Annotated in this window: 17 protein-coding genes; 1 reads left to right on the forward strand and 16 read right to left on the reverse strand. The window is 39.6% G+C overall.

Annotated features, from left to right (window positions below; all coding sequences use genetic code 11):
- Nucleotides 1-61: 61 nt before the first annotated feature.
- The 14 genes from EO119_RS07010 to EO119_RS07080 all read right to left on the reverse strand — a co-directional run bounded on the left by EO119_RS07010 (nt 62) and on the right by EO119_RS07080 (nt 14,716).
- Nucleotides 62-301 carry a GlsB/YeaQ/YmgE family stress response membrane protein gene (locus EO119_RS07010; RefSeq protein ID WP_126941198.1) on the reverse strand — a complete coding sequence of 80 codons (240 nt, stop codon included), beginning with the start codon at nt 299-301 and terminating at the stop codon, nt 62-64.
- A gap of 161 nt (nt 302-462) precedes the next feature.
- The gene (gene rlmD / locus EO119_RS07015; RefSeq protein ID WP_126941200.1) at nt 463-1,854 is read right to left on the reverse strand and encodes a 23S rRNA (uracil(1939)-C(5))-methyltransferase RlmD; all 1,392 of its coding nucleotides are present in this window, start codon (nt 1,852-1,854) and stop codon (nt 463-465) included.
- A 260-nt stretch (nt 1,855-2,114) separates the two neighbouring features.
- Nucleotides 2,115-2,774 (reverse strand): TerC family protein, encoded by a 660-nt coding sequence (locus tag EO119_RS07020; protein WP_082717820.1) that lies wholly within the window; start codon nt 2,772-2,774, stop codon nt 2,115-2,117.
- Between the two features lie 203 nt (nt 2,775-2,977).
- Nucleotides 2,978-3,781, reverse strand: coding sequence for a peptidoglycan-binding protein (locus EO119_RS07025; RefSeq protein ID WP_305798498.1), 804 nt, complete (start codon nt 3,779-3,781; stop codon nt 2,978-2,980).
- 433 nt (nt 3,782-4,214) lie between these two features.
- A complete protein-coding gene (locus EO119_RS07030; protein WP_062403139.1) occupies nt 4,215-4,472 on the reverse strand; it encodes a SemiSWEET family transporter in 258 nt (85 codons plus the stop codon).
- Nucleotides 4,473-4,768: 296 nt separating this feature from the next.
- Complete coding sequence (locus EO119_RS07040; RefSeq protein ID WP_206168562.1) at nt 4,769-5,824, reverse strand: ABC transporter substrate-binding protein; 1,056 nt, start codon at nt 5,822-5,824, stop codon at nt 4,769-4,771.
- A gap of 61 nt (nt 5,825-5,885) precedes the next feature.
- Nucleotides 5,886-6,941, reverse strand: coding sequence for an ABC transporter substrate-binding protein (locus EO119_RS07045; RefSeq protein ID WP_206168563.1), 1,056 nt, complete (start codon nt 6,939-6,941; stop codon nt 5,886-5,888).
- Nucleotides 6,938-7,744, reverse strand: coding sequence for an ABC transporter ATP-binding protein (locus EO119_RS07050; RefSeq protein WP_126941202.1), 807 nt, complete (start codon nt 7,742-7,744; stop codon nt 6,938-6,940). Before EO119_RS07050 ends, EO119_RS07045 begins: the two co-directional genes overlap by 4 nt.
- Nucleotides 7,744-8,748: an iron ABC transporter permease gene (locus EO119_RS07055; RefSeq protein WP_062403145.1), complete on the reverse strand. Its 1,005-nt coding sequence runs from the start codon at nt 8,746-8,748 to the stop codon at nt 7,744-7,746. Before EO119_RS07055 ends, EO119_RS07050 begins: the two co-directional genes overlap by 1 nt.
- A 171-nt stretch (nt 8,749-8,919) precedes the next feature.
- Complete coding sequence (gene nhaA, locus EO119_RS07060; protein WP_062403148.1) at nt 8,920-10,104, reverse strand: Na+/H+ antiporter NhaA; 1,185 nt, start codon at nt 10,102-10,104, stop codon at nt 8,920-8,922.
- Nucleotides 10,105-10,168: 64 nt separating this feature from the next.
- Complete coding sequence (gene purD / locus EO119_RS07065; RefSeq protein WP_126941204.1) at nt 10,169-11,473, reverse strand: phosphoribosylamine--glycine ligase; 1,305 nt, start codon at nt 11,471-11,473, stop codon at nt 10,169-10,171.
- A 19-nt stretch (nt 11,474-11,492) separates the two neighbouring features.
- Nucleotides 11,493-12,116: a phosphoribosylglycinamide formyltransferase gene (gene purN, locus EO119_RS07070; RefSeq protein ID WP_126941206.1), complete on the reverse strand. Its 624-nt coding sequence runs from the start codon at nt 12,114-12,116 to the stop codon at nt 11,493-11,495.
- Nucleotides 12,109-13,170 carry a phosphoribosylformylglycinamidine cyclo-ligase gene (gene purM / locus EO119_RS07075; RefSeq protein WP_126941208.1) on the reverse strand — a complete coding sequence of 354 codons (1,062 nt, stop codon included), beginning with the start codon at nt 13,168-13,170 and terminating at the stop codon, nt 12,109-12,111. Before purM ends, purN begins: the two co-directional genes overlap by 8 nt.
- A complete protein-coding gene (locus tag EO119_RS07080) occupies nt 13,160-14,716 on the reverse strand; it encodes an amidophosphoribosyltransferase (protein WP_126941210.1) in 1,557 nt (518 codons plus the stop codon). The genes purM and EO119_RS07080 overlap by 11 nt, the downstream gene beginning before the upstream one ends.
- Nucleotides 14,717-14,948: 232 nt before the next feature.
- Between EO119_RS07080 and EO119_RS07085 the strand changes: the two genes are divergently transcribed.
- Nucleotides 14,949-18,857: a phosphoribosylformylglycinamidine synthase gene (locus EO119_RS07085; RefSeq protein WP_126941212.1), complete on the forward strand. Its 3,909-nt coding sequence runs from the start codon at nt 14,949-14,951 to the stop codon at nt 18,855-18,857.
- Nucleotides 18,858-19,024: 167 nt separating this feature from the next.
- Here EO119_RS07085 and hpf read toward each other — a convergent pair whose 3' ends face one another.
- Nucleotides 19,025-19,558, reverse strand: a complete 534-nt coding sequence (gene hpf, locus EO119_RS07090) for a ribosome hibernation-promoting factor, HPF/YfiA family (protein ID WP_009372200.1) — start codon at nt 19,556-19,558, stop codon at nt 19,025-19,027.
- A 161-nt stretch (nt 19,559-19,719) separates the two neighbouring features.
- Nucleotides 19,720-19,917, reverse strand: a complete 198-nt coding sequence (locus EO119_RS07095; RefSeq protein ID WP_009354004.1) for a cold shock domain-containing protein — start codon at nt 19,915-19,917, stop codon at nt 19,720-19,722.
- Between the last annotated feature and the right edge of the window lie 219 nt (nt 19,918-20,136).

Consider the following 20,136-nt stretch of genomic DNA (forward strand, 5'->3'; position numbering starts at 1 on the left):
AATATATATACACGCATCCATATACTAACTTATGTTTCTTCTCTACTTGATTGACATATTACTACTTTTTCTTTCCAAAGAAAAAGGATACTACAGCAATCACGATAATTGCACCTAATACAGATGGGATTAAAGCCATCCCAGCTAAACTCGGACCCCAAGTACCAAAAATTGCTTGTCCCACAGAAGAACCTATTAAGCCCGCAATAATTCTAGCAATAATACCCATAGATCCAGCTTTTTTAGTAATTTTACCTGCAATAAATCCAATCAATCCACCAATAATACATGACCAAATCATCGTATCACTCCTTTATAAAATATATATATTTATATGAAAGCACTATACTTAGTAGCTTCTGTAATAAAGATCTCAATTGTATTCTACATCAACTGTGATGATTAATCAAATTCGCTTCCCTCGAACTCTTGGACATCCACTGATATAGGCCGATCTAATGCTTACTGCATGGCTTCACTCCTAGTAAGCAGCGCCACAGCTTCTGTATGATACGTCTGCGGGAACATATCCACTGGTTGAACTTTCACCAATTGGTAGCCCTGTTTTGTCAGTATTTCTATATCTCGTGCCATGGAGGATGGGTTACAAGACACGTACACTATCCGTTCTGGCCCCATCCCAACAGCAGCATGTAATACATCTTCTTTGCAGCCTGCACGGATGGGATCGAATACAATCACATCTGGCTTAATGCCTTGTTTATACAACTTAGGCATTTCCACCGCTGCATCGCCTACGATAAATTCTGTATTATCGTATCCATTTCGTTCTGCATTCTTTTTCGCATCTTTGATGGCAGGCTCAACGATTTCAATTCCAATGACATGTTTTGCTTTGTGAGCCAAGAACAAAGAAATAGTTCCTGTTCCACAATACGCATCTATCACCATTTCATGGCCTTTCAAGTCCGCAAATTCCAAAGCTGTATCATATAGTACCGTGGTTTGTTCTGGATTCACTTGAAAGAAAGAATGCGGTGACAATTGAAAGGACAAATCTTTGATGTAATCTGTAATTTGGTCTTTTCCATAAATGGTACGATTCGTAGGTCCTAAAATCACATTCGTTTGTTTTGGATTGTGATTCACTACGATGGATGTTACCTGTGGCAATGCTCTTACGATACGGTCTACCAATTCCGATTCACGAGGAATATTCGCTGTGCGACTTACGAGGATAACCATCCATTCATCTTTCCCAATACGACCCACAACATGACGAATGACACCTCTTTCCGTATACTCATCATAAGGTTCGATTCCCAATTTATTCATAGCTTCATAGCAAACTTTACGAATCTCATCATTGCCTACATCTTGAATAGGGCAATGTTCATGGTTAATGATGCTATGGGATCCCTTTTGATAAAATCCCATACGAATTTTGTCTACGGTGCCACCTACAGGCATTTGCATTTTATTCCGATACCGCCAAGGCTGCTCTGGGCCTATGCAAGGTAATACCAAATTGGGGTCACATTTAGCAATCCGTTCGATAACGGCTTTCACAGATTCTGTTTTTAGTCGCAATTGTTCTGTATAGGACGCATGTTGTAATTGGCAGCCCCCACAATTGCCATATACCTTACATTCTGGGGCCACTCGCTCTGCAGACGGTGTGAGCACCTCTACAATATCTCCTACAGCATAATTCTTTTTGACTATGGTAATCTTCACTTGCACCATTTCATTCGGTAAAGCATAGGGCACAAATACTGTAAACCCTTCGTATTTGCCTACCCCTTCGCCACTACTGCCGGTGCCGTGAATCTCTATCGTATATGTATGTCCAACGCACACCGGTGCTTTCTGTTGTTTCTTCTTCTCACTCATCTATATATCCTTATACACAATGTAATCGTTTGTATCAATGTATGTCTTTTTATTATATCATTTTTATATGTTCTTTACACGACTCCTTACATCATTGGTAGTGAAAGCAACTCATTGTATTCTATAACCTGCTCCTCTCAAAAAAGAAAAAGCATACAGCCTCCATCATGGAGACTGTATGCCTATGTATCACACTCTTTTTCAAAACTAGTATGCCTTATGTTCTAGTGCATTGAGCTGTTACTTTTACCAATACCAGTTTATTTCACTAAACGATTGCGAATGATCGCTGCTCCTAATACCAATACGACACATCCAACATGGAATGGCAAGCTATATGGTTCAATATATGGTGCTGCCATTGGATCATGTTGAATCATGCTAGCAGAGACCCATCCTAGGATACCACCACCTGCGTATAGAATAACAGGGAATTTATCAATCAGTTTTACAAAGATAGTACTGCCCCAAACAATAATTGGCACTGTTACTAACATACCAGCTACTACTAGCCCAAAATGACCTTCTGCTGCTGCCACAACGCCTAGCACATTATCGATGCCCATCACACCATCAGCAATGATAATCGTAGCAATAGCGCCCCAGATATTATCTTTTGCTTCAATATTGTGTTCATTATCGCCATCTTTCAATAAGGAATAGCCAATCCAAAGCAACATAATCCCACCAACAATGCGTAATGCAGGAATATTATCTAAAGCTTCAATAAACAAAATGGCCATCACTAGACGCAAAACAATTGCCCCTGCTGTGCCCCAGAAAATAGCACGTTTACGCAAATGTTCCGGCAAGTTTTTAGCTGCCATACCAATAACGATAGCATTATCGCCAGCCAATAATATATCAATAATAATAATTTGTAAAATTGCTAATAACCCTTGTGTTGATGTAATATCCACCATATCCTCCTATATTTACTACTTAGAATACATTTTATTATAGCATAGGGAACCCATAAAACAAAGGATAGCCAATTCTCTGAATCAGCTATCCTCTATATTAGTAACAACTAAATTACTCTAGTTCCTACCTCTTTATTTTTGTGTAATAACACGTTTGCAATTAGATGTTCTTTCTGTTTTACAACAAATCAATGACTTCTCTAATCTAAAATATATACTTTTACTGTTCGACGACCAAATTGGATGGCCTCATTATAGCTATCCATAGCCAAATCAATGCGATGACCTATAATAGCACCACCTGTATCATCCGCTACAGCATAACCATATCCTTCCACATACACTTCTGTTCCTAATGGAATTACATTAGGATCTACCGAAACATACCCACGGCGAAGTGCGTTGCCTCTAGCTGTATGTGTACCAGATTCATAACTTGAATAGGCACTAGCTTCCATTTCTAATGTTTTTTTATAGCTTGTTGGTTTGCCTCGTTTGATAGATAATTTTGACCATGTAGCACTATCAACAGTTCCTGTCACTGGTAATCCATAATGACGCTGGAAACGAATCAAAGCTTCTTTAGTTCCATCCCCAAAGACACCATCAACAGCTCCAGGAGAAAATCCACTATCTACTAATTTAAGTTGTACTTCTTCTATGTTGCGACCACGATCACCAAACCGTGATACTTCTACACTACGGGTATTTCGAGATGCTTGTTGCCCCTCAAAGTGTTTTTGATTCTCTAGTAAAGCACGCATTGTTTCTTTACCTACTCTACCGTCTGGAGTTAACCCGTGTTCTTTCTGAAAGACGAGTACTGCGTATTCTGTATTATTCCCAAACACTCCATCTGCTGTATCAAGCAAATAGCCTTGGGCTACTAACAACGCTTGTAACTCTTCTACCTCTTTACCGCGATCACCACGTCCAGATGTTGCCAAGGCTGTCACCATGGTACATACCATCAGGAGAATCGCTAGGAGAGTTATTTTTTTCACGATGTTCACCTCATATCTAAATGCTTATACATTTTACCATTTTTTGGGAGATACGTCAAAAAAACAGGACTTTTTTAACACTTTAACACCACTTAGTACCTATTTTTATTATATTTTTCCCACATGTGGTATAAATCTCTCCCCATAGGAAATACCACCTACTACATATATACACTAAAAATGTTAGTTTTCCTCATTTTCTATAGTAAATATGCATAAAAATAGGGTTGCTATACTAAATTGGTATAATAGATCATTTCAATATGATGTGATACAAAAGTTTTACATATTAAAATAATCATAATAAATAATATTTTAAAATTGAAGAAGTTAGAATTATATCTTGAAAAATAATTATAACAAAAAAGCTCACTAAAATGACTAATCATCATTCAAATGAGCTTTTCACAATACATCTTTAAAACGAGATTATTTAAAACGCCGTAATGGTTGCAAGCAATCCAAAGATAATTCCCGGCAAGTTTGCTACTGCCAAAGGATAGTCCTTTTTTTCTTTTAAAAGTCCGTAACTTGCCCATATGATACAGTTAATCGTCGCTGCCAAGGGCTGCAGAAAAAATGTTTTATTCCCATCCAAGTTTCCCATGATTTGCGGAACATAAGACACATACATCATTACTGAAAGGAATGTTCCAAGCCATCCTAACATTTTTAAATTTTTTTCACTCATTCTATTATCTTCCCTCTTATAAGATCAATTAACTTAAATATTTTAGTAGTATATCACAAAATGCTAGGAAATCAATACTTAAATTTAAGTTTTTATATAATATCTATGAAGTAGTCAAACATTTGTGACACAACCCTAAACTTTCTGGTATAGAATCTCTCCCCATCAATCTTATGACTTCGCTCTATCTTTCCATTTTGCCACGGTGAAAATAAACCTAATAAAACCGTAGTAAAAGTATCCTCTTACTACGGTTTTAATATAGAGTCAATCGGATCTATTGCCTACTATTGCAACTATTGTGGACCTTCTCCAGCAATAATACGCTCTGCCTCTACGGTAGATAAATCATAATGCATGAAGTTTTTATAGAAATCTTGTGTTTCTTTCACTAGGTTAATATCTCCAAATAATTGTGGTTGGATGATTTGACCTGCCCATAAGATTTGTAATGCTGATTCAGCACTGTATCGGTCCCACTTGAATGTTCCTACAGGATTGCTATATACACGACCCATTTGAACTGCTTTAATACCACTCCATTGTGGGTCATTCATAATTTTTTCAATAGCTGCTTTGGAGTTCACATCACCTATAATGATAATATCTGGGTTAGCTTTGATGATTTCTTCCATGGTTAATGTAAGCCCACGACCTTTTTGTTCGATCGCATTGATACCACCCGCATAGTGAATCCATTCATCAATAATTGTTTTAGTGCCATCTACTTTAAGTAAATTTTCACCTGTAGCAATATGCATCACTCTTGGACGTTCTGCATCGGTTAACACTTTCGTTTTTTCTTCTGCTAAAGCGATATTTTTATCTAAATACGCATTGTAACTCTTAGCAATCTCTACCGCATTACCGCCTAGAATATCTGCGGTCATGGATACTACATTGCGAAGTCCTTTATAGTCAGTAAACTCCATATGCACTGCTGTAAAGCCGCCTTGACGGACTTGTTCTGCTTGCTTTTTACTATTTACAATAATTACTTGTGGTGATACTTTTTGTAGTTCTTCTAATTGTAAATCAAAGCCAAAACGATCTGGCGCAGCAATGTTTTTAATATTTGGATAAATATGTGAGAACCAAGGTAATGTTTGTACATATTGTGTAGTAGCAACTAATTTATCTGCCCCACCTAGCATCAACATAACTTGATTATTCGCTGGCCATAAGTCAGCAATTCGTTCTACATGTGTTGGTAATTGAACTTGAGTGCCACCAATATCGGTGATAGTATGTACTTCTTGCGTTGCTCCTTTTGATGCATTTTCTGTGCCACAACCAGCTAACAAGCCGATGGAAATCAGCAATGCAAAGAGCATAGTAATAATTCGTTTCATAACGTCTCCTAACTAGCTTCCATACACAAACTAACTACTTAAAAATCATGCGTTAATAAATTTAATTTGCAGGACTTTCACCATGGATAATACGTTCTGCATCATCACCAGATAAATCAAAATGTAAGAAATCATTATAGAATTTTTGTGTTTCTTTCACTAGGTTAATATCCGCAAATAATTGTGGTTGAATGATTTGACCTGCCCATAAGATTTGTAATGCTGCTTCGGCACTATACCGGTCCCAGTTGAACGTTCCTACAGGATTGCGATATACACGATGATTTCTAACAGCTTTTAAGCTTGCCCATTGTGGATCATTCATCATTTGGTCAATGCCTTTTTGCGCTTGTGTACCACCGATGATGATAATATCTGGATCTGCTTTGATGATTTCTTCTATAGTTACTACGATTTGTGGACCTGCTGCTATAATGGCATTCTTACCACCTGCATAACGAATCCATTCATTGATAATTGTTTTGTCTCCATCTACTTTTAATAGATTATCTCCACCTACGATATGCAACACGGTTGGTCGTTCTGCATCGCTAAGATGTTTAGTTTTTTCTTCCGCTAATTTCACATTACCATCTAAATAGGCTAGATATTGTTTGCTAATATCGATGGCTTTACCACCTAATACATCGGCTGTAATAGCCACTGTTTTGCGCAATCCTTCATAGTCTGTAAAATTCACACGTACTGCTGGAAGACCCGCTTTGCGGGCCATTTCAATTTGGTTCTTATTACTAGCCAATACCACTTGTGGATTTAATTTTTGAATTTCCTCCATTTGTACATCTGTACCTTTTACCGGAGCTGGAATCTCTTTAATTCTAGGATACACTTTTACAAACCAAGGCAATCCTTGTACATTTTTTGTAGTAGATACTAGTGTATCTGCGCCCCCTAACATCAATACCACTTGGTTATTAGCATGCCATAAGTCTGCCACTTGTTTGATATCTTTTGGAATCGTCACTTCCGTTCCATCAATATCTGTGATAACCCTCGTAGAAGATGTATTCCCTTGGGATGCATTTTCTGTGCCACAACCAACTAGCATACAAATGGTTGTAAATAAGGCTAACAACAATACTACAATACGCTTCATAAAATCTCCCCTTTCTGACCTAACTGTGGGATAACACAAACTGTGCGCTGTACCGTTTCGCTGTAAAATAAACTAAGTTTCGTCCGGTAAATTCTCTCCAATACTTCCACAGTCACATCATTGACAGAATCGTAAAAATCTATTATTCCACCACGACATAAACCAACACGGCTATTCAGTAATAAAGCCTGTTCCGGTACATGTGTAGTAAAAATAATAGCATATCCTTGTGTTCGCAATTGTTCTATCGTTTCTAGAACAATCACTTGATTACGTATATCTAATGCAGATGTTGGCTCGTCCATTAATAATAATCTCGTATCTTGCAATAAAGCACGTCCAATCGCTACTAATTGTCGTTGCCCTCCACTTAAATCGCGACACGGTTTATCTCGTAATTCTGTAATCCCTAGCATTTCTAGTATGCTATCTGTTTTTTGAAATTCTTTTTTTCCTGGTGAAGAAAACATCCCCGTTCGTAGCGTTGCTCCAAAGGATATATAATCTCGTACCGTATAGGCTATATCTGCTCCTATAATCTGTGGTACAAAAGCAATTAACTTCGCTCGCTCTTGAATAGACACACTCCCTAAATCTATACCATTGCAATATATATGCCCCGATTGTACCTGCTGAAAGCACATCAAGCAACTAAGCAATGTAGATTTTCCTACCCCATTACGCCCTAATAGAGCTAAGGTATCACCAGCTTTCACAGAGAATGATAAGTCCGTAAAAATATTAGGCTCTCCCTTGCCATATGAAAAAGAGATAGAATCTACTGAAAGCTCAAAAGAATCCATTAGAAATACCTCCGTTGTTTATACAATACCCACGCAAAGAATGGCGTTCCAATGAATCCACAGAGTATTCCTAGTGGAATCTCTGCTGTTGTTAACGCTCTAGCAAACAAATCTGCTACCATCAAAAAGGAGGCACTGACCACAATTGCGGCGGGAATCAATTTTTTATGATCATGACCTACTAACATACGAGATAAATGAGGAATGACTAAGCCTACCCATCCAATGGTACCGCTTAAGCATACTGCTGCTGCAGTTAGCAATGTAGAAATTACGATTATGACAATTCGTTCTTTATGTACATTAATACCCAAACTCTGTGCCTCTTGATCGGATAACGATAAAATATTTAAACGCCACCGCAAGGCTACAATTGCTAAGGTACCAATCACAATAATCGGTAATACATAAAATAAATTATCCCACGTAACTTTTGCCAAGCTACCCAACTGCCAATACACAATATCTTGTAGTTCTGTATCTGGATCGGCAATGTATTTCAGTAGTCCAATGATGGCTGCCATAAATCCAGACACAATGATACCGCATAAGACAAGGACAATCCTCGATTGATTCTGAATTAATTTTGGTAATAACAAGGTTAAGCACACGGCTGCGATACCACCAATAAAGGCACATATTGCTACCCCATACAATGACAAATGTAATAAGATACCTAAGCAGGCTCCCACACTTGCACCATGTGAAACACCCAGTAAATCTGGAGATACCAAATCATTACGGAAAACTCCTTGATAGGCTGTACCCGATACAGCTAACGCAATGCCTACCAAAATAGCACCTAATACCCGAGGTAATCGAATCTCCATAACTACATTATACATCGAAGCATCCCAAGTGATAGGTAATACTAAAAATTTAGATAGCAATATATTCCATACTTCTTGAACAGGAATAAAGAATCTCCCCATCACTAAAGATAGTAAGAATATCCCTGCACATACAAGGACTGCTATCACCATGGTCCGTTTGTAATGATGCATAGTCACCCTCCCATTCTCATTTATTCTTATATACTTACTATAGGGAGTTAATTCGAATATTGCAAGCACTTTTTTTACATATTGAAAATTGGCATAATTAAAAAAACGCAGTAAAAGTTTCCTTTCACTGCGACTTTTATATAGAGCCTCTACTCTCTATGAATTATGCAATTAAATATACTGTCCTTTGATCATATCGTATTCAGATACATTTACTTGTTGTTTTCGCCCTGCAATCCGTAATACTGTATATCCCAAGATACCAGATACGATAGAGCCTACGAAGATACCAACTTTTGCCATTTCTTGTGCTTCTCCTGGAGGGAAGGCTAACAAAGATACGAACAAGCTCATGGTAAATCCGATACCACAACATAGAGCGATACCATACACATGAGTCCAATTGGTTTGAGCTGGCATTTCCACTAGTTTAGATTTTACTAGTAAGAACAATGTGCCAAATACTCCTACTTGTTTACCTAATACTAAACCTACTGCAACACCTAATACAACTGGATGGGCAAAGCTTTCTAAAGTAAATCCGTGGAAAGATACCCCTGCATTGGCAAAACCAAAGATTGGAATAATTAAGTAAGTAACCCAGTTACTTAAGGTGTGTTCCCATTCAGATAATGGAGATACATGACGACCATCACGTATGCCATGGTATGGAATGAACGCCGCTAAAATTACACCTGCTAAGGTAGCATGCAATCCTGACTTAAACACACAGAACCAAAGGCCAAATCCTAATGCTAAATACGGAATTGGTCTCGTATAGTTCATACGGTTTACGTATTGTAACATGAACACGATGATTGCTGCTACGAATAAGTAAAAGAAGTTTAACTCCGCTGTATAGAAAAAAGCAATGATAACAATAGCCATCAAGTCATCCATAACAGCCAAGGTAGTTAAAAATACTTTCATTGCAATGGGTACTCGATCACCTAAGAGTGAAACGATACCGATGGCAAAGGCAATGTCTGTAGCTGTTGGAATCCCCCAACCATGAATAAAGTCTGGATGGTAACCAACGATGAAATAATAAATCAACGCCGGCATTAAAAGGCCAAAAAACGCTGCAATACCAGGCAAAAATCGTTTTGCATTGGTATTCAATTCCCCTGCAATCATTTCCCGTTTTACTTCAAGGCCTACAAATAAAAAGAAGACCGCCATGGCCACGTCATTAATCCATAATTCAATGGACAATGGTCCTAATTTAGCATGAAGCAAAGAGTGGTACAAACTTTCTACTGGAGAGTTTGCCAATAGCACTCCTACCACAGCAGCTACAAAGAGTAGTACACCCCCTGCTGATGGTGATGTAAAAAAAGATACAATTCGATTCATACAATTACCCCTCTACTATGTAATATATATCATTAAATAACTAAAATATTCTTTTGTTATTATATCACTTATTAAATTCTTTATCTATCGAATTTTTTCTATATTGCGTATGTATACAAAATCCAATACTCGATTCACCGATGTCCTTACGATACTGTTGTCCCTCAAAGTCAATCATAGACACACGTTCATAAGCATGTGCTAAGGATTGTTCCAATGTATTCCCCAATCCTACAACACCTAATACACGACCACCTTGCGTTACATAGTGATCCGTTTTATATGCCGTACCTGAATGAAATACTATCGATTTAGTATCCATAGTGTGTATATCACCAGTGATGCTTCGACCTGTCAAGGGCTGCTGTGGATATCCTTCGGATGCTAAGATAACACAGGAAGCGTATTGTTTCGACCATTCCAAGGATATCCCCTCTAATTGTCCCGTAGCTGTGGCATACATGATGACTCCTAAATCACTCTGCAATAATGGCAATATCACTTGTGTTTCTGGATCTCCGAAGCGAGCATTGAACTCTACTACTTTCGGTCCTTCCTCGGTAAGCATAAGACCTGTATACAAACACCCCACATAAGGATGACCTTCTTCTGCCATGGCTTTCACGATAGGTTTTACTATTGCGTCTACTATGGTTTGTTCCAAAGTGCCATCCAGTTCTGGCACCGGTGCATAGGCGCCCATTCCTCCTGTATTTGGACCTTCATCATGGTCTAACAATCGTTTATGATCTCTTGCTCCTATCATAGGTAAGACGTGAGTACCGTCCACAAAGGACAACAAGGATACCTCCTGTCCTCGCATATATTCCTCAATCACAACGCTTTCTTCCGAACTACTCAACATCTCTTTCAACACTCGTTCTGCGTCTGTGAAAGTCTCACAAATGGTGACACCTTTGCCACCCCAGAGGCCATCCCTCTTTAATACAATCGGTACACCCCATTGATGAATAATGCCTTTTCCTGTTTCTACATCTTGGCAAACCTCATACTTAGCCGTAGGAATCTCATATCGACGCATTACATCTTTCGCAAACGACTTAGACCCTTCTAATCGAGACGCCTCCTGGGATGGTCCAAATACAGGAATCCCCTCTGCTCGGATCGCATCGCTAAGTCCCTCGACAAGTGGCAATTCAGGCCCTATAACAACCAAGTCAATCTTATAGTCCAATAACCAAGCTAGTAAGGTGTCTCGGTTCTTCCAATCTAGATTGACTACAGTGGCTATCGAAGTCATTCCTGCATTGCCTGGCACTACATAAACATCTGTTACAGATGGGCTATGATGCAATTTCCAAGCTAATGCATGTTCACGACCACCATTGCCAATAATACATACTTTCATAGATACCTCTCAATATAAACTATTTTATAATAGCTTGTTTTTCTATAACAACACGAGATCCCACTATATTCAAAGCATCCTCGCAAAATAAGCGCACCGCCTCTGGGTAGATACGATGCTCTTCATGCAAGATTCGTGTTGATAAAGTATCCACCGTGTCATCTTCATAGACAGGTACCACCGCCTTCACAATGATAGGACCCGTATCCATGCCTTCATCCACAAAATGAACGGTACATCCTGTGTATTTTACGCCTTTTAGTAAGGCTTGCTTCTGTGCCTGTAAGCCTGTAAAGGCTGGCAATAAGGAGGGATGTATGTTCAAGATATTTCCTCTGTATGTTTGCACAAATGTAGGTGGTAATATACGCATATACCCAGCTAACAAGATGCCCTCCACTTCATATTCTTGTAACAAATCTAGCATAGCTTGTGTCCAGGCTGCTTCAGTACCATAGTTGGCAGGCTCTACTATGTGTACAGGAATGTGCCAAGCACATCCTTTCTCCACAATACCCACATTGGGTCTATCACTAATGATAAGAACTATTTCACCCTCTATATACCCCGCTTCTATGGCCTTATAGATGGCTTCTCCATTAGACCCTCTGCCACTGCCAAATAGAGCCAATCGTTTACGCATGGAAAGCCTCACCAAGAATCGTCACATCTCCCTGCCCTTCTGTAACAAGTCCAATGGAATACACTACTTCTCCTTGTTCTTGCAACACTTCTACGACTCGTTCTACTAACTCTGGCTTCACTACTAGCACCATACCTATGCCCATATTGAAAGTATGATACATTTCTCTCATTTCCACATGTCCCCATTCTTGTAATAGCTTAAAAATAGGTGGTACTGGCCACGCATCACTATGAATAGTGACAGATAACCCTTTTGGTAATATGCGAGGAATATTGTCGTAGAAAGATCCTCCTGTTATATGAGCCATCCCCTTCACTAACTGTTCTTTCAGTAGTGATAGAATAGGTTTTACATACAGTTTCGTTGGTGTTAATACTTCTTCTCCAATAGTGCGACCTAACTCGTCTACATAGGTGTCCAATGGCATTTGTTGTTTATCTAAAATGATATGGCGTACTAAGGAAAATCCATTGGAGTGTAAACCTGATGAAGGTAAACCTAGCACCATATCTCCTGCCTCGATAGAGACTCCCGTAATGCATCGGTCCTTATCTACAATCCCCACTGCAAAGCCAGCTAAATCATAATTGCCATCACCGTAGAAACTAGACATTTCCGATGTTTCTCCACCGATTAAAGCACACCCACATTCTTCACAAGCCTCACCAATACCATCGATAATACTTTCAATATGATTATGTTCCAATTTACCGACTGCAATGTAGTCTAGGAAAAATAGAGGAGTCGCCCCCTGTGCTACCACATCGTTCACACTCATAGCCACACAATCTTGACCAATCTGGCGATGCTTATTCATGAGGACCGCAAAGCGAATTTTCGTACCCACCCCATCCGTACTCGATACAAGAATGGGTTCTTTCATGGTGTACTGTGCCAAAGAATAGAGCCCACTAAAACCACCTAGAGATCCTAGTACACCCGGTGTATAGGTGCGTTCCACACGGTGTTTAATCTTTTGAATGAGCTGGTTCCCCGCTTCTACATCCACGCCAGCATCTAAATAAGTAACAGGTGTATTATCAACAGACATAAGTACCTCCCTTGGTATACTCATCCCCTACAGGACTTGGATACTCTCCAGTAAAACAAGCCACACACAAATGCGGTACTTCTAATTGTTTCATAGACTGCATCAATCCTTCATGAGACAAATAATATAAACGATCAACGCCAATATATTGACTGATTTCTTCTATGGAATATCGATGAGCTAACAACTCTTCTGCATCAGATGTATCGATACCAAAATAGCAAGGATACCGAATAGGTTCAGAAGTTAAACACAAATAGATTTCTTTCGCTCCCGCTTGTCGTAACATGGAAACGATATATCGACTTGTGGTGCCTCGTACAATGGAATCATCAATAAGAATAATACGCTTTCCTTGTACCACATCAGGAACAATACTAAACTTTTTACGCACCGCTTCCTCTCGACTAATTTGGTTGGGTTCTATGAAAGTCCGCAATACCTTCGGATTCCTCACTAACCCTTCCCTATAGGGTATACCAGATTCCTCTGCATATCCCTGAGCAGACAAAGTCCCTGAATTAGGTATGGGCATAACAATATCCGCTTCATATTGTGTTTCTTTTGCCAGCTGACGTCCCATAGCTACCCTTGCTTCTGATACACCTTGCCCATCGATAACACTGGTAGGATGTGCAAAATAAATATATTCAAACACGCAAGTATGTTGTTCCACTACCTCCTGTTGTTCTATGCCTGCACTTCCTACATGTACTTGTTTTGTTTTTTCTTTATTTTCTAATCCCTCAACCCCACCTCGAGAAATAGTTCTACTCTGTATACCACCCTCAGTATTTTGGTAGTCCGAGACTTCGTATCTTATACTGGAGTGATACGGTACACTGCAGAAATCTGTTCCATCAATAAGAATTATTTCACCAGGCCTTACATCACGAATGAAAGTCCCCTCTATAGCGTCTATAGCGCAACTTTCAGAGGCAAGTACATACCCATGGGTCGTACGACCTACGCAAAGAGGACGATATCCATGAGGATCTCGTACACCTATCAGCATCTCATTAGCAACAATCGTCAACGAAAAGGCGCCTTCCAATCTTCTACAAGCTTGCTGAATCGCACCTAAGATGGTCGATGTATTGGAGCATTTAATCAAATGGACGATTACTTCTGAATCCATCGTGGTCGTAAACACACAGCCTTGGGTTTCCAACTCACGACGTAACACTTGGGCATTCGTCAAATTCCCATTATGGGCCACTGCAAATGCACCCCACTGCGACTCCCCTACAATGGGTTGTACATCACAAGGATTCTCTATACCTGTCGTAGAATACCGTACATGTCCAATTCCTATATGACCTTTTAGGAAAGAAACATCCTGTAAGGCCTCTTTCACGAGCCCTGGTCCTTTCACCACATCTATCTGTGATTCATGAACAACAGCGATACCCGCTCCCTCTTGCCCTCGGTGCTGTAACGCCATAAGCCCTTCATATATAGTTGTCCCGATGGTAGAGGACTTGTCATAGACTCCAAAGACTCCGCATTCCTCATGCCATGTATCTAACATACCATCATATTTCATTATGCCCCCTAGAGTCATACTCTACTCATATCGTGCACACGGACAAATTATCAAATGTCAAACTATTTCTATTATAACTTGCTACACAGCTATCTTCAATACAAACTCAGGAAATCAACAAAAAACGTGGTATACTTAAGATACAAAAAGTCATGTATGGAACGCTAATAAACATACTATAGGATGTAATAAGAATCTCACTACTGTCCTATTAACCTAAAGGAGGCTATGTATGCACATATTCCGTCTATTTGTCACTCCTCACACTACCACATCACAAGAGTCACAGCAACTACTTACGACCTTTCAACAAGACTTACAGATTCCTCTCACCGACCTCAGGGTCTACGAACGATACGACATCTCTGGAATCACAGAATCAGAGTTTGAACGTGCTAAAACCCTCATTTTTTCTGAACCTCCCATAGAAACTACCTGTACTACATTAAACCTGTCCTCCCTAGACCATCCCATTGCTATTGCACCTATACTAGGTCAATATGACCAGCGTGCTGATGCTGCAGAGCAATGCCTCTCCATCCTCACTGGTCATGATCATAGTACTGTACGTACTGCACGAATCTATGTCTTAAGGGGCCCCCTAACTAAAACACATATAGATACAGCTCGACAATATCTTTTGCAATCTATCGATGCCTATGAAAGCTCCATGGACCTTCCTGCAACACTGGACATAGTAACACCGATGATACCAGAAACTTCTTACATAGAGGAGTTCACCACCCTGACGAAAATAAAGCTAGAAGAACTCCTTCACTCTATGCAATTGGCCATGACTCTAGAAGACCTACTATGTATTCAAAGGTATTTTCAAAAAGAGCATCGCAATCCAACAGTGACCGAAATTGGTGTATTAGACACCTATTGGTCAGATCATTGTCGCCACACTACATTCAATACCCAACTAACGGAGATTACCTTTGATGAGTCTACCCTTACCAAGCCGATTCAAAAAACGTATCAAACCTATCTTGAAACAAAACAACAACTGAATCCATCAGCTGATGTAGCACCCACATTAATGGACATAGCCACAATGGCTATGCAAGAACTCCGTCATGAAGGGAAACTAAATCAATTAGATATGTCGGACGAAATCAATGCGTGCACCATTATTGTTCCGGTACAGGTGGATGGTAAAGAAGAAGAATGGCTATTATTATTCAAAAACGAAACCCATAATCATCCTACTGAAATCGAACCTTTCGGTGGTGCTGCCACTTGTTTAGGTGGCTGCATTCGAGATCCTCTCAGTGGTCGTGCCTATGTATACCAAGCCATGCGTATCACTGGATCTGGTAACCCTTTAGTTTCAAAAGAGCATACTTTACCCGGTAAATTACCACAATCCTACATCACAACCACAGCCGCCAAAGGTTTTTCTTCCTACGGCAACCAAATCGGTGTTCCTACCGGGGAAGTACGAGAATATTACCACGATTCCTATGGAGCTAAACGATTAGAAGTAGGTGCTGTCATCGGTGCTGTGCCACGAGCTCATGTACATCGTGAAAACCCTGTCCCAGGTGATCTCATTATATTGCTAGGTGGTAAGACCGGCCGTGATGGCTGTGGCGGCGCTACAGGCTCTTCTAAAATACATACGAAAGACTCTCTTTCTACATGTGGTGCAGAAGTGCAAAAAGGAAATCCTGTGACAGAACGAAAAATACAACGCCTATTCCGCAACCCAGAGGTGACACAATATATCAAGAGATGTAACGACTTTGGAGCAGGCGGTGTAGCCGTTGCTATTGGAGAACTCGCAGATAGCATTCATATATACCTAGATGCGATACCTACAAAATACACTGGGCTCACTGGAACAGATCTAGCCATCTCAGAATCCCAAGAGAGAATGGCTTGCATTATTGATCCTAGCCAATGGAAACGAATCCAATCCTATTGTGCAGAGGAAAATCTGGAGGCTACCATCGTAGGAGAAGTGACAAATACTGGACGCCTAGTGATGGACTTTCAAGGAGAAATTATCGTCAACCTACATCGTCAGTTCTTAGCTACAAATGGAGCTACACAAAGTACTACAGCTCATATCGTATCTCCAAGAACAACTCTCTCTCCTTCGTTTATTACGAATCTATCTTTCCTCTCTACAACAACCAAAGCTTCCATAGAAACACGCTTTCATCAAGCCTTGCAAGATTTGAACAGTACCTCCCAAGAAGGATTACGAGCTATGTTTGACTCTACCGTAGGTGGAAATACAGTACTCTTTCCTTTCAGCGGAACCTATTTGAAAACTCCTGTCCAAGGGATGGTAGCAAAACTTCCTGTATTACAGGGAACTACCACGACTGCTAGTATCATGACTCATGGTTTTGATCCCTATCTATCAGAATGGAGTCCTTACCATGGCGCTCAATATGCGGTACTCCTTAGCTTAGCGAAGTTAGCCGCTTTAGGAGGAGATATCTCTAGGGCCTATCTAAGTTTTCAAGAATATTTTGAAAAACTCAACAGTCCTATGTCCTGGGGTAAAGTGGTATCTGCTCTGTTGGGGGCCTACGAGGCGCAACGCCAATTAGGTGTAGCTGCCATTGGTGGCAAAGATTCTATGAGCGGTACATTCCAAGATCTCCATGTACCACCTACTCTTATTTCTTTTGCTGTCACCACCGAGGAAGTCAACCGCATACTATCTCCCCACTTTCATGAGGCACACCATCATATCCTTTTTTTACATGTACCGGAGCACAGTGATGGAACACCCGATTGGGCAACCTTTAAAGCACACTGTAAAACCTTGCGTTCCCACAATATCACGCAACAAGTGTATAGTACGTATGTCGTAGAACAGGATGGCATCGGCCCCGCTACGGTGAAAGCCTGTCTTGGCAATGCCATTGGCTGTGTCTACCATAAAGACGAACTGCAAAGACTAGTTATGGATGTATCTTCTACGCATAAAAAACGAGAACTAGACCAAACAAGCATAACTCAATCCTGTGCCAATACATCAGAGAATGATAGTCCCCTTGCTTCTCTAACTCCTGAAGATATATTGTTCTACCCCTTCCGTGGTTCCTTCCTCATAGAGGTGGATACTGTGACAGCTCAGGCATTAAGGGACTTACCTCACATGTACCATATTGGCACTACACAAGAAGACCCTTCTATTGTGATGGGGGATACCACTATCTCATTAGATGACTTAACCAATTCCTATGAAAGCACCTTAGCATCTATCTTTCCTATCTACGCAAAAGAAAAAAACTTCGGTGATACCAGTACCTCTGCTGACAGCAAACTACTCCACACTACACAAAGCAAACCATGTAGTAAGTATACTTCTCTATCTCATCCTAAAGTGCTGATTCCTGTATTCCCTGGCACCAATTGTGAATATGAATCTGCACGGGCTTTCACAGAGCATGGTGCCAAGATAGAAACTCTTGTCATTCGCAATCGAAGCAGTCTAGAATTACAAGAATCTATTCAAGCCTTAAAACGCAGTATAAACAGTGCTCAAATTGTATGTTTCCCTGGTGGTTTTAGTAGCGGTGATGAACCTGCAGGATCTGGCAAATTTATAGCAACCCTGTTTCACAATCCATACTTGCAAGAATCTTTAGAAAATCTATTATACAAGCGTGATGGTTTAGTGCTTGGTATATGCAATGGATTTCAAGCACTTATTAAGCTTGGATTAGTCCCAACAGGCCATATCCAACCATTGGAGAAAACCAGTCCTACCTTAACGTACAATACAATAGGACGTCACATTTCTACGATAGTCCATACTAAGGTTGTATCCACAAATTCACCATGGCTCAGTGCTTGTCACATAGGCGACATCTACACAGTCCCTATTTCTCATGGAGAAGGTCGTTTACTGGCTACAACAGAACAAGTAGAAGAACTCTATACTCAGGGGCAAGTTGCCACACAATATGTAGACCTAGTGGGTAATACTACCTATGATCCACAATGGAACCCTAACCAATCTATAGGTGCTGTAGAAGGATTATTAAGCCCTGATGGTAGAGTATTAGGGAAAATGGCTCATATAGAACGCCTGGGCCATGGTATACATAAAAATATCAATGGTAACCTTGTAATGCCTATTTTTGCATCAGGCGTGCACTACTTTATAGATTAGTACTCTCGCTCGGTAACCTAAGTCCAAACTATAAAAATAGAGGAAGATGGAGTAAAAGCATCCATCTTCCTCTATCGTTATATGGCTTTACAAAAAAGAGGCTATGACAACATGTAACACATGGTATCATAGCCCTTTATATATGATATATGATGTATGAATTATAATTAACCCACTTCTGGTTCTAACAAACCATATTTGCCATCATGTCGACGATATACAACGTTCATGATTTCAGTATCTTCATTGAAGAACATAAAGAAGTCATGTTCCAATAGATTCATTTGTAAAATTGCTTCTTCCACGCTCATAGGACGTACAGTAAAGTTTTTGCGACGTACTACTTCTAATTCCTTTTCTTCTGGAATCGCTTCCACAGGTGTCACATCTACATGGAATCCAGTTTCTTTACGGAATCGTTTCGCTAACCGTGTTTTATGTTTATGGATTTGACGAACAATTTTATCCACCACTAAATCGATAGCAGCATACATATCTAAGTGACTCTCTACACCACGCAATACTACGCTTTCTACAAAACATGTCACTTCTACTTTACGCTCTTCTTTTTCTAAAGATAACACAACTTGAACCGTAACTGGTGTTTCAAAATAACGGGATAACTTTTCCAACCGTTTTTCAATATATTCACGCAAGGCAGCTGTCACTTCAAGATTTTTTCCTCTTACAGATACTTTCATAGTCGTCACCCTTTCTGTGTAACATATAGTGTTGCTATATGTATATAATTCTACATGAAAGTATGAAAACCCTTTTTTATTTTTCTATATTTTTTCTACATTTAGTGAAAGTAAAAAAACTTAGGGACCCTATTTAGGAATCCCTAAGCTTTGTTCATAAATTATGCTTTATATACGTTAGCCGCTTGAAGACCACGGTTGCCATCTACGATTTCAAATTCTACTTGTTGTCCTTCGGATAAAGACTTAAAGCCATCTTCTTGGATTGCAGAAAAATGAACGAATACATCGCTGCCATCTTCTCTTTCAATAAAGCCATAACCTTTTTCTGCACTGAACCATTTTACTTTCCCAAGCATGATAATTCCTCCTACCTTTAATACTGCAAGCGATTTAGAGTATCTAAATCTTGCTTTCATGTTATCACTATATATGTATGATGTCAATCAAAATATCACTTTATTTTCAAGTATATAACATATCGATATAATTTAACGAAACTATTAATCAATTATTTCATTCTATACTAATAAGATAAACATTTAGGGTATATTTTACGCTTCATATATCCATTATAT

The organism is Veillonella sp. CNR 79/14 (assembly GCF_003992185.1).
Lineage (GTDB): Bacteria > Bacillota > Negativicutes > Veillonellales > Veillonellaceae > F0422.